At 63.5% G+C, this 13507-nt stretch carries 15 protein-coding genes; 10 read left to right on the top strand and 5 right to left on the bottom strand.

Going from position 1 to position 13507, the window contains the following annotated elements; genetic code table 11:
- Nucleotides 1-118: 118 nt before the first annotated feature.
- Nucleotides 119-925 carry an undecaprenyl-diphosphate phosphatase gene (locus tag IVA80_RS03545; RefSeq protein ID WP_247425665.1) on the bottom strand — a complete coding sequence of 269 codons (807 nt, stop codon included), beginning with the start codon at nucleotides 923-925 and terminating at the stop codon, nucleotides 119-121.
- Nucleotides 926-1094: 169 nt separating this feature from the next.
- Between IVA80_RS03545 and IVA80_RS03540 the strand changes: the two genes are divergently transcribed.
- From IVA80_RS03540 to IVA80_RS03530, 3 genes are all read left to right on the top strand, one after another.
- Nucleotides 1095-1787, top strand: coding sequence for a glutathione S-transferase family protein (locus tag IVA80_RS03540; RefSeq protein ID WP_247425664.1), 693 nt, complete (start codon nucleotides 1095-1097; stop codon nucleotides 1785-1787).
- Nucleotides 1788-1932: 145 nt separating this feature from the next.
- Nucleotides 1933-3048 carry a tRNA epoxyqueuosine(34) reductase QueG gene (queG, locus tag IVA80_RS03535; RefSeq protein ID WP_247425672.1) on the top strand — a complete coding sequence of 372 codons (1116 nt, stop codon included), beginning with the start codon at nucleotides 1933-1935 and terminating at the stop codon, nucleotides 3046-3048.
- 181 nt (nucleotides 3049-3229) lie between these two features.
- The gene (locus IVA80_RS03530; protein WP_247425663.1) at nucleotides 3230-4027 is read left to right on the top strand and encodes an acyl-CoA thioesterase domain-containing protein; all 798 of its coding nucleotides are present in this window, start codon (nucleotides 3230-3232) and stop codon (nucleotides 4025-4027) included.
- A gap of 69 nt (nucleotides 4028-4096) precedes the next feature.
- On the opposite strand, the gene IVA80_RS03525 is transcribed toward IVA80_RS03530, so the two are convergent.
- Nucleotides 4097-4549, bottom strand: a complete 453-nt coding sequence (locus IVA80_RS03525) for a nuclear transport factor 2 family protein (RefSeq protein ID WP_247425671.1) — start codon at nucleotides 4547-4549, stop codon at nucleotides 4097-4099.
- Nucleotides 4550-4930: 381 nt separating this feature from the next.
- The gene (locus IVA80_RS03520; protein WP_247425662.1) at nucleotides 4931-5767 is read right to left on the bottom strand and encodes an alpha/beta hydrolase; all 837 of its coding nucleotides are present in this window, start codon (nucleotides 5765-5767) and stop codon (nucleotides 4931-4933) included.
- A 251-nt stretch (nucleotides 5768-6018) separates the two neighbouring features.
- Between IVA80_RS03520 and infC the strand changes: the two genes are divergently transcribed.
- Nucleotides 6019-6558 (top strand): translation initiation factor IF-3, encoded by a 540-nt coding sequence (infC, locus tag IVA80_RS03515; protein ID WP_143846126.1) that lies wholly within the window; start codon nucleotides 6019-6021, stop codon nucleotides 6556-6558.
- A gap of 93 nt (nucleotides 6559-6651) precedes the next feature.
- Here infC and IVA80_RS03510 read toward each other — a convergent pair whose 3' ends face one another.
- On the bottom strand, nucleotides 6652-7056 hold the full coding sequence (locus tag IVA80_RS03510) for a hypothetical protein (protein WP_247425661.1): 405 nt from the start codon (nucleotides 7054-7056) through the stop codon (nucleotides 6652-6654).
- 272 nt (nucleotides 7057-7328) lie between these two features.
- Here IVA80_RS03510 and rpmI point away from each other — a divergent pair, with 272 nt between their 5' ends.
- Nucleotides 7329-7529, top strand: a complete 201-nt coding sequence (rpmI, locus tag IVA80_RS03505) for a 50S ribosomal protein L35 (protein WP_008539890.1) — start codon at nucleotides 7329-7331, stop codon at nucleotides 7527-7529.
- Between the two features lie 79 nt (nucleotides 7530-7608).
- A complete protein-coding gene (rplT, locus tag IVA80_RS03500; protein ID WP_014490867.1) occupies nucleotides 7609-7968 on the top strand; it encodes a 50S ribosomal protein L20 in 360 nt (119 codons plus the stop codon).
- Nucleotides 7969-7976: 8 nt separating this feature from the next.
- Here the strand turns inward: rplT and IVA80_RS03495 are convergent, their stop codons facing one another.
- On the bottom strand, nucleotides 7977-8390 hold the full coding sequence (locus tag IVA80_RS03495) for a hypothetical protein (RefSeq protein ID WP_247425660.1): 414 nt from the start codon (nucleotides 8388-8390) through the stop codon (nucleotides 7977-7979).
- Nucleotides 8391-8541: 151 nt separating this feature from the next.
- Between IVA80_RS03495 and pheS the strand changes: the two genes are divergently transcribed.
- The 4 genes from pheS (at nucleotide 8542) to IVA80_RS03475 (ending at nucleotide 13464) form a co-directional block, all read left to right on the top strand.
- The gene (gene pheS / locus IVA80_RS03490; protein WP_247425659.1) at nucleotides 8542-9624 is read left to right on the top strand and encodes a phenylalanine--tRNA ligase subunit alpha; all 1083 of its coding nucleotides are present in this window, start codon (nucleotides 8542-8544) and stop codon (nucleotides 9622-9624) included.
- A 221-nt stretch (nucleotides 9625-9845) separates the two neighbouring features.
- Nucleotides 9846-10292, top strand: a complete 447-nt coding sequence (locus tag IVA80_RS03485) for a DUF559 domain-containing protein (RefSeq protein WP_247425658.1) — start codon at nucleotides 9846-9848, stop codon at nucleotides 10290-10292.
- Entirely contained in the window at nucleotides 10289-12697 is a 2409-nt protein-coding gene (gene pheT / locus IVA80_RS03480; protein ID WP_247425657.1) for a phenylalanine--tRNA ligase subunit beta, read from the top strand. The genes IVA80_RS03485 and pheT overlap by 4 nt, the downstream gene beginning before the upstream one ends.
- Nucleotides 12694-13464: a sulfite exporter TauE/SafE family protein gene (locus tag IVA80_RS03475; RefSeq protein WP_247425656.1), complete on the top strand. Its 771-nt coding sequence runs from the start codon at nucleotides 12694-12696 to the stop codon at nucleotides 13462-13464. The genes pheT and IVA80_RS03475 overlap by 4 nt, the downstream gene beginning before the upstream one ends.
- Nucleotides 13465-13507 lie beyond the last annotated feature (43 nt).

The following is a 13507-nucleotide window of genomic DNA, read 5'->3' as shown; positions in this document are numbered from 1 at the left end:
GCTTGCCTTCCAACCAAGCCGCGCGACGCGCGCCACAAATAGCGCCGTAGCTAGCGCGGCTTGGCTGGAAGGCTGCCCGGGGCCCGTTACCCCATCTACGGCCGCTACGGCCGTATGCTTACCGTCCCAGCGCCAGCGCAATCAGGCCGAGCGTGCCGACGATGACGCGCCACCAGGCGAACACCACGAAGCCGTGCCGGGTGACGTATTCCAGAAACGTCTTCACCACGATGATCGCGGTGATGAACGACACCACGAAGCCGATCGCGACGATGCCCATGTGGTCCGTCGTCATCTCGGAGCGGTTCTTGTAGAAGTCGTAGGCGAACGCGCCGATCATGGTGGGAATGGCGAGGAAGAACGAGAATTCCGCCGCCGCGCGCTTGTCGGCCCCCAAAAACATCGCGGCGACGATGCTGGCGCCGGAGCGCGACACGCCCGGGATCATCGCCACGCACTGCGCGATGCCGATGTAGAGATACATCAGCAGCGGAAACCGGGTGGCGTCATGCTCGCGCGGCTTAAGGTCGAGCTTGTCGACCCAGAGCAGGATGGCGCCGCCGACGATCAGCGAAAAGCAGACGACCCACGGATTGAACAGCAGGATCTTGATGTATTTGCCGGCGATGAGACCGACGACGACCGCGGGCAGGAACGCCACCAGCACGCCGATCACGAAGCGGCGCGCATAGGCATCGCCGGTGAACATGCCGATCGCGACGTCCCACAATTTCTTGAAGTACAATACGACGATCGCGAGGATCGCGCCGAGCTGGATCAGGACGATGAACGAATCCCAGAAGGCGCCTTCACCGAGATCGAAGAAGCGCTCCGCAACCAACAGGTGGCCGGTCGAGGATACGGGAAGGAACTCGGTCACACCCTCGATGATGCCGAGGATCACTGCCCGTATTGCATCTGACATATTTACGGTCCATTTCCGCTGGAAAAGCGGGGCTCTTCTCGCCTATTCGTCCTGCTCTCGCAATCGCAAAATGCTGCACCACGCCCTTGCCTCGCGGTTTTGAAGGACTAGTGTGGCGCCGCACAAACATTGATGGATTCTTAAGCACCATCAAATAGTCAAAGGCTTCATGTTTACGCTGTTTCATCATCCGTTCTGTCCGCATTCGCGCTTCATTCGTCTGATCGTGGGCGAATACGGGCTCGAGCTGCGCCTGGTGGAAGAGCGCAGCTGGGAACGGCGCGAAGCGTTTCTGCTGCTGAATGCGGCAGGCACCACGCCTGTTATGGTGGATGAGGAGCAGCCGCCGATTCCGGGCGCGGCGATCATCGCCGAATATGTCGACGAGGCCTATGGCGCCGAGATGGGACCGAAGCGCCTGATGCCGGAGACGGTCGCCGAGCGCGTCGAGGTACGCCGGCTGATGGCATGGTTCAACGAAAAATTCTTCGAGGAGGTCTCGCATCCTCTCGTCACCGAGCGCATCTATAAGCGCTTCATGAGCGAGGAGAGCGGTGGCGGCGCGCCCTCGGCCGACGTGATGCGAGCCGCCAAGGCAAACGTGCGCTATCATCTGGCCTATATCGGCTGGCTGGCGCAGACGCGTAATTTCCTCGCCGGCGACCGGCTCAGTTACGCGGATCTCGCCGCCGCGGCGCATCTCTCGGCGATCGACTATCTGGGCGACGTGCCATGGAGCGAGGACGACGCAGCAAAATCATGGTACGCGCGGGTGAAATCCCGCCCGTCGTTCCGTCCGCTGCTGAGCGAATGGCTGGCGGGCGTGCCGGCATCGCGGACCTACGTGGACCTGGACTTCTGATTGAGGCCGTCATGCCCGGGCTTGTCCCGGGCATCCACGTTCTTTCTTTTTCCATGAATGCTACGCGAGGACGTGGATGGCCGGGACAAGCCCGGCCACGACGACGTCAAATGTGGATGCATCGTTGAATAAGTCCGGCACAGACATGGATCGGCTGCGCGCTGCGCTCGAGGCGCAAGCACGCGCACTCGGCTTCGACTGCATCGGCATTACAGCGCCCGGCACGATCGAAAACGCCGGAAAGCATTTCCTCGAATTCATCGCCTCGGGCGGTCATGGCGACATGGAATGGCTGGCCGCAAGCCCTGAGCGCCGCGTCGATCCGCGCGGGTTGTGGCAGGACGTGCGCAGCGTCATCATGCTCGGCGTCAATTACGGCCCCGACCAGGATCCGCTGGCGATCCTGAAGCAGCGCACGCGTGCGGCGATCTCGGTCTATGCGCAGGGCGACGACTATCACGACCTCATCAAGAAACGCCTGAAGGTACTGGCGCGCTGGCTGGTGGCGACCGCGCCGTCGGAGGTGAAGGTGTTCGTCGACACCGCGGCGGTGATGGAGAAGCCGCTCGCGCAAACCGCGCATCTCGGCTGGCAGGGCAAGCACACCAATCTCGTCTCGCGCGAGTTCGGCTCATGGCTGTTTCTCGGCGCGATCTACACGACGCTTGAGCTGCCGCGCGACGACGCCGAGATCGATCATTGCGGCTCGTGCCGGGCGTGTCTCGACATCTGCCCGACCGCGGCGTTTCCCGCGCCCTACAAGCTCGATGCCCGGCGCTGCATCTCGTATCTGACAATCGAGAACAAGGGACCGATCCCGCACGAGTTTCGCAAAGCCATCGGCAACCGCATCTATGGCTGCGACGATTGCCTCGCGGCGTGTCCCTGGAACAAGTTTGCGCAGGAAGGCCGCGAGACAAAGCTCGCAGCGCGTGATGAATTGCGCGCGCCTGGTCTCGCCGAGCTGTCGCGACTCGACGACGCCGCGTTTCGCGCGCTGTTCACGAAGTCCCCGGTGAAGCGCATCGGCCGCGACCGCTTTTTGCGCAATGTGCTGATTGCGATCGGCAACTCGGGCGATGCGGCGCTGGCGGAGGAAGCGCGGCGATTGCTCGATGATGCAAACCCGCTGGTGCGTGGCGCCGCAGTGTGGGCGCTGGGACAGCTGGTGTCGCGCGAGGAGTTCGCGGCAATGAAGTTTGCAGCGGCGGGCAGCGAGCACGACCAAAGCGTGCGCGCGGAGTGGCAAGCCGGTTCCTAACCCTCCGCTGTCATTCCCCGCAATGGCGGGGAATCCAGTACACCGCGGCATCTCGATTCAATCACTGCCGCCTCTGGAATACTGGATCGTCCGCCTGCGCGGACGATGACAGCGGTTGTCGTGGCTGCCCCGCACGCTCTCACACTTGATTTCCCCGCAGCTTGCTGCAAGCTCGCGCCTCATGACAAACATGCCTTTCTTCACCCGCGACGGCGATACATTCCATCCGACGGAAGTGGCCAATGGTCCCTGGGATCCGAAATCGCTGCACGGGCGCGTCATCATCGGCCTGCTCGGCTTTGCCATCGAGGAGCGCCATTCCGGCCCCGAATTCGTGCCGGCGCGGCTCACCGTCGACATGTTTCGGCTGCCGACCATCGACAAGCCGATCGAGGTGACGACGCGGCTGGTGCGCGACGGAATGCGCATTCGCGTGGTCGAGGCGGAATTGTTCTCGGGCGGCGTCAGCATGGCGCGCGCCTCGTGCCAGCTGCTGCGGCGGACGCTAAATCCCGACGGCAACGTGTGGTCGCCGCCGAACTGGGACGTGCCGAAGCCGGCCGACATCCCGAAGCCGACTGATCCGCGGCTAGGGATGAACGGCAAATGGACGACGCGGCCGATTGTCGGCCATATGGGCTCGCTCGGTCCGCGCCGGCTCTGGATGAGCGAGGTGCGCGAGCTCGTTGCAGGTGTGCCGATGACGCCGTTCGTCCATGTCGCGACCGGCGCCGATTTCGCAAGTCCGTTTGCCAATGCCGGCGACAAAGGGCTCGGCTACATCAACAGCGACGTGACGATCTATCTGCACCGCCTGCCGGTGACGAACTGGATCGGGTTCGAGGTGGTGAATCACCAGGCGACCGATGGCGTCGCGATCGGCGAATGCTGGCTCTACGACGAACAGGGCCCGATCGGCGCCGCCACGGTCGCTGCGCTGGCGCAGCGCAAGCCGATGACGAATCCGTCGCAGCGGTAGCTCTCCTTCGTCATTCCGGGCTCGCGCCAAGAGGCGCGCCCCGGAATGACGCTGTGGGGGAGGGCGCTCTCATCTCAAATGCCGCTTCATCTCCGGCCGCGCCTTCAACTCGGCGCCCTGCTTGGCCACGATCTTCGCAATTCTTTCAGGCGCGAACTTCAAATCGATAAACGCCGGCGCGGTGTTGGCGACCTCGTGATAGCTCACGATCTTGCCGTCGCGGAGCGTCATGATCGCCACGCCCTCGAACATCGCCCGCGCGCCGTTCGCTTCCGGCAGGGTCGAGCGATAGCTGAAGGTGTAGCGCGCATAGAGCGTGGTGCCGTTGGTTACAGGATCATGCATGTCCCAGCGGAAATCGGTCGCCGTGCGATAGAACCAGTCGTCGACCATCGCTGCAATTTTGGAGCGGCCTTCGAAGGCGCCGTAGAAGACGTCGTGATAGACACCGTCTTCGGTGAAGAGGTCCGCGAAGGCTTTTCCGTTACGCTGTTCGACAGCGTCGCAGAAGGCGCGCAGCATGGCGAAGGTGATCGTCACATTTGCCTCCCGGTGCGTTTTCTTCCCCTCTCCCCCTTGTGGGCTAAGGCATGCACACATCTCAAAAACGGAATCTAATACAGGGACTTAGATGACCCCAGGTTTCGGAACCGCCCAAAGAGCGGTCGGTCAGCTATCATTGAAAAGACTTGCGCTTTCTATTGATGCTGACCAACGGCCGAAAGATGTGTGCACGCCTTAGCCCTTGTGGGAGAGGGTGGATCAATCGCGCTTTGCGCGATTGAGACGGGTGAGGGGTCTGTCTCCGCATGCTGACCTGATTCAGTTGAGTGTGCGGACAGAGATCCCTCATCCGGCGCTTCGCGCCACCTTCCCCCACAAGGGGGAAGGAAAAAAAGCACTTCACCCGATTTCGGCCACCGCGGCAAGAATGCGGGTGATGTCTTGCGGACGGGAGAGGCGGTGATCGCCGTCCTGGATCATGGTCAGCACGACGTCGTCGGCTGGCAGGCGGTGCGTCAGCGCGAATGCGTGCTGCCACGGCACATCCGGATCCTGCGCGCCCTGGAGGATGCGGACAGGACAGCCGAGATCGATGGCGCTGCCGAGCACGAGGTGATTGCGTCCCTCCTCGATCAGATTCCGCGTGATCGGATAGGGCGAGCCGTCGCCATAATCCGACGGCCGCAGCCAGACGCCCTTGGTCTCGATTTCTTTCCTCACCTTGGGCGAAAAATTCTTCCACATCAGCTCCTCGGTGAAGTCGGGCGCCGGCGCGATCAGCACCAGACCCGCCAGCGATGCCTTGGCTTGCTGTTTCTCTTGCTGTTTCTGTTGCCCTATCTCTCGCCGCTTCTTGATCTCGCTCGCGAGCAGCAGCGCCATCCAGCCGCCCATGGAGGAGCCGATCAGAACCTGCGGGCCGTCGCAGAACCGCTCGAACACCGCCACGCTCTCCTCGAGCCAGCGCCCGATGGTTCCGTCGGCGAAGTCGCCGCCGGATTCGCCATGGCCGGAATAATCGAACCGGACCGCGGCGCGGCCGTGGTCCCTGGCCCAGCCGTCCATCGCCACGGCCTTGCTGCCCTGCATGTCCGACTTGAACCCGCCGAGCCAGACCAGCCCGGGTCCTTGCCCAGATTCCTGGCCGGCGCGGCTGCGCACCGCGATCCTGCGTGCAGACGGGCCCTCGCCCACATCGATGAAGTCGAGCACGGCATCGGGAATTGCATTGGTCATGGAACGTTTACTCTGGCTGGTCGGTTTGAGCTGTCTGGATGTGTTCCGCGGCGCAGCCGGGCATCGGTATTGGCCCCTCGGGACGCTTGCGGAATAGAGGCAAGGTGTCTATGTCGTGCAGCGTGCCCATGGGCGTGACCAAAATGCCTCGCATTTGAGGCTTTTTCGCTTCCCGCACGCGCGACTTGCTTGCCGGCAAACGCATCTTCCTTCAAGATAGCCGCCTCTTTCACAACTTTGGAGAACCACCCATTCGCCGTCCCAATAAAGCCCCGCCCGTCGCCAGCAAAGACGGGCCGCGCATCAATGATGATATTCGCAATGCGCAAATCCAGCTGATCGATCAGACCGGTGACAACAAGGGCACGGTCGAGACGGTCATGGCCATCCGTATGGCCCAGGAAGCTGGTATGGATCTGGTCGAGATTTCGCCGAATGTCAGCCCTCCCGTCTGCAAGATCATGGACTACGGGAAGTACAAGTATTCCGCCCAGAAAAAAGCCGCCGAAGCCCGCAAGCGGCAGAAGATCGTCGAGATCAAGGAGATCAAGCTCCGCCCGATGATCGACGACCATGATTACGAGGTGAAGATGCGCGCGATGCAGCGATTCTTCGAAGAGGGCGACAAGGTCAAGATCACGCTGCGCTATCGCGGGCGCGAAATGGCGCACCAGGAGATCGGCACCAAGTTGCTCGACAAGATCAAGACCGACGTCGCCGAGCTCGCGAAGGTCGAGCAGGACGCCAGGTTCGAAGGTCGTCAGGTCGTCATGGTGCTGGCGCCGCGCTGACGCCGGCTCTTCAGGACTGAGAATTCAACGGCCCGTCCGGATTTTCGGCGGGCCGTTTTGTTGTTCACCTCACGGCGGTGATTGATCGGCCCCTTACGTCCGCGTCGCCTGCCAGGTGCCGCGACAGCGGTCGCCGGAGATGATGCCGTTCCACCGGCCGGCACCGGCCATGCCGACAAGCCGGCCGCCGCCGCTGGCGTGGGACGCGCCGACCGAGACCTGGACCGCAACGGCGCCGCGGCGACTGACCCTGCCGGAGACACGGCCGCCGCCAGCGGACGACACCCGATTGCCGGTCACGGTGAAGGGAAAGCTGTGGCCCGAACTGCAATTGCCGCGAGTGGTGGCGAAGGTGACATTCCAGACGCCGTCATAGCCGCCGATGCGGGCGTCGGCGGCCGACGGTAGCGCGGCCGCGGCGAGCACGGCCAACAGTGCCAGATGGCGCGGACGAGCGAAAACGGACAAAGGCGAAAGCAATTGCGAGGAATGGGCCATTTTGGTCCTGCTGCGGGCGAGACGGCGTCGATATGAAGGTGGCAACATCCGATGGTCGGCGGTGGTTCCGTCGGTTCACCGTTGCCATTTCGCTCCCGCTCTGCCATAAGCCCAGCCTTCATCGCCCGGCTGATTTAAGGGCTGCCGTGGCGGTGTCCGTGCGGGTTTCGCGCTAGTTCGCAAAAACTTGAGCACAATCAACGCTCTAACGAGCATTTAGACGGCCAGCCGCCTTCACGGGCGGCATTCTGTTGTGGCCATAGGAGAGCAAAATGCCCAAGCTGAAGACCAAATCGGGCGCTAAAAAGCGCTTCAAGGTGACTGCCACCGGCAAAGTGATGCACGCCCAGCGCGGCAAGCGTCACGGCATGATCAAGCGGACGAAGAAGCAGATCCGTCAGCTCCGCGGCACCCGCGTGCTGTTCAAGACCGACGGCGACAACGTCAAGAAGTACTTCTTGCCGAACGCCTGATCGCGTCCACGATCACTGCCAACCGAGCCGCGTTTTACGCGGCAATCCGAAAACCAAGTCATCTCTGAAGGATCTTGTCATGTCTCGCGTCAAACGCGGTGTGACCGCCCACGCCAAGCACAAGAAAGTCTACAAGGCCGCCAAGGGTTTCTACGGCCGCCGCAAGAACACCATCCGCGCCGCCAAGCCGGCCGTGGAGAAGGCCCAGCAGTACGCCTTCCGTGATCGCAAGCGCAAGAAGCGGACTTTCCGCGCGCTCTGGATCCAGCGCCTCAACGCCGCTGTGCGTCCGTTCGGCCTGACCTACAGCCGATTTATCGACGGTCTTGCCAAGTCGGGCATCACCGTGGACCGCAAGGTGCTGTCGGATCTCGCGATCCACGAGCCTGCGTCCTTTCAGGCGATCGCCGAGAAGGCCAAAGCTGCTCTGGCTGCCTGAAGCCTGCGCTAGCGGGCCTTCGGGCCCGCAGCCTTGAGTGCCCGCTGCGAGTAACGCTGGGCGACCTCCGCCCGGCAGAATGCCGCGAACGACAGATACATGGTGCCGGATTTATTCCGGTACTTTCGGTCGCAGACACGCATCTCGCGCTGGTAGGTCTGTTTCTGCACAGTGTTGAGGCCGGGCATGAAGTCCGCCGCGCATTTCTTTTCGACGGCGGCGCCGAGACTGACGTCCCCGCTCGCGGTCAATTGGCAATCCTGAAACACCTTCATCGCGCTTTCGCAGCCCTTCTGGGCGTTGATGGTGTCGACGACCTCGTTCAGCGTCATGGATTTCTCCATGCAGACCATGGCGCGCGCCGGGGTGGCGGCGACCGACAGAATGGCGGCCAGAATGGCCAGACAGGATCTCGAGAGCATCGCCAAAGTCTCCTCGTATTCCCCTTGGTGCGGGGCTCCCGCGCGAGGTTCAACCCAGCCGTTCCCAGGCCCGAGATGACCGGCTTTTCGCTTGACGTTACGGCCTTCTGGCGGCGACAACCCAGCCGAATTTGGCAGCAGGGATTTGACCGTGTCCGACCTCGCAACGCTCGAAGCATCCATCCTCGACCAGATCGCCGCCGCCGGCGATGAGGCCGCCCTCGAAGCGGTGCGCGTCGCAGCGCTCGGCAAAAAGGGTTCGATCTCGGCACTTCTCGCAACACTCGGCAAGATGTCGCCGGACGAGCGCAAGACGCAAGGCGCCGCAATCAACCAGGCCAAGGACAAGGTCACCGAGGCCCTCGGCGCGCGGCGCGACGTTTTGAAATCGGCGGCGCTCGATGCGCGGCTCGCGTCCGAGACCATCGACGTTACCCTGCCGCTGCGCGATGCGCCCACTGAAGCCGGCCGCATCCATCCGCTGAGCCAGGTCTGGGACGAGCTGACGACGATCTTCGCCGACATGGGATTCTCGGTCGCCGAAGGCCCTGACATCGAGACCGACGACTACAATTTCACCAAGCTGAACTTCCCGGAAGGCCATCCCGCGCGCGAGATGCACGACACTTTCTTCTTCCATCCGAAGGAGGACGGCTCGCGCATGCTGCTGCGGACCCACACCTCGCCGGTGCAGGTGCGCACCATGCTGAGCCAGAAGCCGCCGATCCGCGTGATCTGCCCGGGCCGCACCTACCGTATCGATTCGGACGCGACCCACACGCCGCAATTCCACCAGGTCGAAGGCCTCGTCATCGACAAGCACTCGCATCTCGGCCACCTCAAATGGATCCTGCACGAGTTCTGCAAGGCGTTCTTCGAGGTCGACCACATCAACATGCGCTTTCGTCCGTCGTTCTTCCCGTTCACCGAGCCGTCGCTGGAAGTCGACATCCAGTGTCGCCGCGACAAGGGGGAGATCCGCTTCGGCGAGGGCGAGGACTGGCTGGAGATCCTGGGCTGCGGCATGGTGCATCCAAACGTGCTGCGCGCCTGCGGCATCGATCCCGACGAATACCAGGGCTTTGCCTGGGGTATGGGCATCGACCGCATCGCGATGCTGAAATACGGCATCGCCGATCTGCGCCAGCTGTTCGACAGCGACGTCCGCTGGCTGTCGCATTACGGCTTCAAGCCGCTCGAAGTGCCGACGCTTGCGGGAGGACTGAGCTCGTGATGGCGCAGCTCGGACGTGAGCTAGCGAAGACTTTCTCCGTTCCCTCCGCGGAGAGAACCCTCTCCCTGCCCCTCCCCAGCAAGCGGGGGAGGGAACGGATAGAGCGTGAGCGCGGCGTCTATCACATGGACACGTATGCTCGGTCCGCTCGACAGGTCAGACTCCCTCCCCCGCTTGCGGGGGAGGGTTGGGGTGAGGGTGTCTCCACGATGGGGCTGCCGATGGTCGATCCCAAGCATCCGGACTGGAAAGTACCGGTCCGCTTACGCGCCAATGCGCGAGCGCTCAGGCGCAATTCGACCGATGCCGAGCGTATCCTCTGGTCGGAGCTACGCGGCAACCAGCTGAATGGCGCAAGCTTTCGTCGCCAAGTGCCGATCGAGCACTACGTCGCCGACTTCATCTGCCATACGGCCAAGCTCGTCATCGAGCTCGATGGCGGCCAGCACTTCTCGGAGCAAGGTGAGCACGCCGGCGCACGGCGGTCCGCCGTGATCGAAGCAAGAGGCTTCAAGGTGCTCCGTTTCAGCAACCTCGACGTCATGACCAATCGTGCTGGCGTTCTCGAAACAATTGCCACCGCCGTTGCGGAGAGAGCCCCCACCCCAGCCCTCCCCCGCAAGCGGGAGAGGGAGCAGACCGTCTCCGTGGAGAAAAAACAGCCATGAAATTCACCCTCTCCTGGCTGAAGGATCATATCGACACCGACGAGCCCTTGGAAAAGCTCGCCGACAAGCTCACCATGATCGGGCTTGAGGTCGAGAACATCGAGGACAAGGCGAAGGCGCTAAAACCCTTCACCATTGCGAAGGTGATCTCGGCCGAGCAGCATCCGAATGCGGATCGCTTGCGCGTCTGTATGGTCGACACCGGCGATGGCGGTGCACCCGTGCAGGTGGTGTGCGGCGCACCGAATGCGCGTGCAGGACTGGTCAGCGTATTCTCGCCGCCGGGGACCTACATTCCCGGCAAGGACATCACGCTCGGTGTCGGCACCATCCGCGGCGTCGAAAGCCGCGGCATGCTGTGCTCGGCGGCCGAACTCCAGATCTCCAACGACCATGACGGCATCATGGAATTGCCGGCGGATGCGCCGATCGGCGCTGCTTACGCGGCATGGGCCGGCCTCGGCGATCCCGTGATCGAGATCAATCTGACGCCGAACCGGCAGGACTGCACCGGCGTGCACGGCATCGCGCGCGACCTTGCCGCCGCCGACATGGGCAAGTTCAAGGACCCGACCATCAAGCCGATCAGGGGCGAATTCCCCTGTCCCGTGAAGGTCACGGTCGAAGACGCCGCACCGTGTCCGGGCTTCGCGCTGCGCCTCGTGCGCGGGGTGAAGAACGGGCCGTCGCCGGAATGGCTGCAGAAGCGGCTGAGCGCGATCGGCTTGCGTCCAATCAACGCGCTGGTCGACATCACCAACTTCATGACCTACGACCGCGCGCGTCCGCTGCACGTGTTCGACGCGAAGAAAGTGAAAGGCAATCTCGTCGTGCGCCGTGCCCGTGACGGCGAGACGCTGCTCGCGCTCGACGGCCGCACCTACAATCTCGACGCCAACGTCTGCGTGATCGCGGACGAGCACGGCGTCGAATCGCTCGCCGGCATCATGGGCGGCGAGGCCTCCGGCTGCGACGATGATACCGCCGACGTGCTGATCGAATCGGCGCTGTGGAACGAGATCAACATCGCCCAGACCGGCCGCAAGCTCGGCATCAATTCCGATGCGCGCTACCGCTTCGAGCGCGGCGTCGATCCGGCCTTCATGGTGCCGGGGCTGGAACTTGCGACCAAGCTGGTGATGGAGATGTGCGGCGGAACGCCGTCCGAGACCATCGTGGTCGGCAAGGCCTTTGGCGACGACCGCGTGATCGATTTTCCGGTCACCGAGGTGAAACGACTCTCGGGCATCGAGGTGCCGCAGCCGGAGATGAAGCGCATCCTGACCCATCTCGGCTTCATGATGGCGGGGCCGGGGCCGGTGGTGAAGGTCGCGGTGCCGTCGTGGCGCACCGACGTTCACGGCAAGGCCGACATCGTCGAGGAAGTCGTCCGCATCTACGGCGTCGACAAGGTGCCGATGACGCCGTTCGAACGCGGCGAGGATGCGCGCAAATCCGTGCTGACCCCGCTCCAGCTCCGCACCCGCCGCGCCAGGCGCGCGCTGGCGAGCCGCGGCATCATCGAAGCCGTGACCTGGTCCTTCATCACGAAGTCTGCGGCAAAACTGTTCGGCGGCGGCCAGCGCGAACTTGAAGTCGCCAACCCGATCGCGGCGGATCTCTCCGACATGCGCCCGACCCTGCTCGCGGGCCTGGTCGCGGCGGCGCAGGCCAATGCCGATCGCGGCTTTGGCGATGTCGCGCTGTTCGAAGTCGGTCAGGTGTTCAAGGGAGACCGCCCGGAGGATCAGTTCATGGCCGCAAGCGGCGTGCGCCGCGGCTTTGCGTCGTCGGTAGGTCTGGGACGGCACTGGTCTGGTTCGGCGCAGGCTGATGTTTTCGACGCCAAGACCGACGCACTGGCAGTGCTGGCTGCGGCCGGTGCGCCGATGCAAGCCCTTCAGATCGTCGCGGGCGGACCGTCCTGGCTGCACCCCGGGCGTTCCGGCACGATCCAGATCGGGCCGCAGAACGTGCTCGGCACTTTCGGCGAGATGCATCCGCGCGCGCTCGAGGCGCTCGGCGCCGACGGCCCGCTGATGGTGTTCGAGGTGATCCTCGACCGCGTCCCCGAAGCGAAGAAGAAACCGACTCGCGCCAAGCCGGTGATCGAGCTGTCGGCATTCCAGCCGGTGTCGCGCGACTTCGCCTTCATCGTCGATCGCACCGTCAAGGCCGGCGACATCGTCCGCGCCGCGCAAGGTGTCGACAAGAAGCTGATCACCGGCGTCAACGTCTTCGACGTCTACGAGGGCAAGGGCATCGATGACGGCAAGAAGTCGATCGCGATTGCCGTGACGATCCAACCGCGCGAGAAGACGCTGACCGATCAGGAGATCGAGGCCGTCGCCGGGAAGATCGTGGCCGAGGTCACCAAGAAAACCGGCGGTACTTTGCGGGGATGAGCCTCACGGACTTTCTTCCCAAGGACGTCAGCCTCACCATCGCGATGGCGCTCTGTGCCATCGCTTTCGTTTCCGGCACCGCACGCGGCTTCTCCGGGTTCGGCTCGGCACTGATCTTCATGCCGCTTGCCAGCAGCGTGGCGGCGCCGCGGCTGGTCGCAGCACTCCTGCTCGTCATCGATTTCATTGCGGCCGCACCGCTGCTTCCGGACGCATGGCGGAAGGCCGACCGCAAGGCCACTGCGGTCATCGTACTGGGCGCGCTGATCGGCGTGCCCATCGGCACTTATGTCCTCAGCGTGCTCGAGCCCGTCACCACGCGCTGGATCATCTCCTGCTTCGTCGCTGCGCTCTTGCTTCTGCTGCTCTCGGGCTGGCGCTATCGCGGCAAGGACCACACCTGGCTCTCGGTCGGGATCGGTGGCCTGTCGGGCTTCTGTAGTGGACTGGCGCAGACCGGCGGTCCGCCGATCGTCGGCTACTGGCTCGGCCGTCCCATCGCCCCGATCGTCGCGCGCGCCAACATCGTGCTGTTCTTCGGCGCCTCGGATTTCTTCTCGATGGTCAGCTACGCGACGACAGGACTGATCTCGCGCGAATCGCTGGTGCTGTCGCTGATCGTCGGCCCGGTCTATGCGGTCGGCGTAGCCTTTGGCGCCTCGCTGTTCGGCCGCGCCAGTGAAAAGGTGTTTCGCAGCATTTGCTACGGGCTGATTGCGATGGCGGTGATCGCGGGACTGCCGGTGTTAGACGGGATTTTGCGTTGAGCGGTGCTCGTCGTCCCGGACAAGCGCAGCGAAGCGAAGCGCC

It is taken from the genome of Bradyrhizobium sp. 139, from assembly GCF_023074175.1.
GTDB lineage: Bacteria > Pseudomonadota > Alphaproteobacteria > Rhizobiales > Xanthobacteraceae > Bradyrhizobium.
Note: the sequence above shows the minus strand (reverse complement) of the source record. Positions and strands in the feature narration are given on the sequence as shown.

Bases quoted from the DNA above. Each gene is read 5' to 3' on its own strand.
- IVA80_RS03545 (WP_247425665.1), bottom strand. From the start codon at position 925: ATGTCAGATGCAATACGGGCAGTGATCCTCGGCATCATCGAGGGTGTG.
- IVA80_RS03540 (WP_247425664.1), top strand. From the start codon at position 1,095: ATGTTTACGCTGTTTCATCATCCGTTCTGTCCGCATTCGCGCTTCATT.
- queG (WP_247425672.1), top strand. From the start codon at position 1,933: ATGGATCGGCTGCGCGCTGCGCTCGAGGCGCAAGCACGCGCACTCGGC.
- IVA80_RS03530 (WP_247425663.1), top strand. From the start codon at position 3,230: ATGACAAACATGCCTTTCTTCACCCGCGACGGCGATACATTCCATCCG.
- IVA80_RS03525 (WP_247425671.1), bottom strand. From the start codon at position 4,549: ATGCTGCGCGCCTTCTGCGACGCTGTCGAACAGCGTAACGGAAAAGCC.
- IVA80_RS03520 (WP_247425662.1), bottom strand. From the start codon at position 5,767: ATGACCAATGCAATTCCCGATGCCGTGCTCGACTTCATCGATGTGGGC.
- IVA80_RS03510 (WP_247425661.1), bottom strand. From the start codon at position 7,056: ATGGCCCATTCCTCGCAATTGCTTTCGCCTTTGTCCGTTTTCGCTCGT.
- rpmI (WP_008539890.1), top strand. From the start codon at position 7,329: ATGCCCAAGCTGAAGACCAAATCGGGCGCTAAAAAGCGCTTCAAGGTG.
- rplT (WP_014490867.1), top strand. From the start codon at position 7,609: ATGTCTCGCGTCAAACGCGGTGTGACCGCCCACGCCAAGCACAAGAAA.
- IVA80_RS03495 (WP_247425660.1), bottom strand. From the start codon at position 8,390: ATGCTCTCGAGATCCTGTCTGGCCATTCTGGCCGCCATTCTGTCGGTC.
- IVA80_RS03485 (WP_247425658.1), top strand. From the start codon at position 9,846: ATGGTCGATCCCAAGCATCCGGACTGGAAAGTACCGGTCCGCTTACGC.
- pheT (WP_247425657.1), top strand. From the start codon at position 10,289: ATGAAATTCACCCTCTCCTGGCTGAAGGATCATATCGACACCGACGAG.
- IVA80_RS03475 (WP_247425656.1), top strand. From the start codon at position 12,694: ATGAGCCTCACGGACTTTCTTCCCAAGGACGTCAGCCTCACCATCGCG.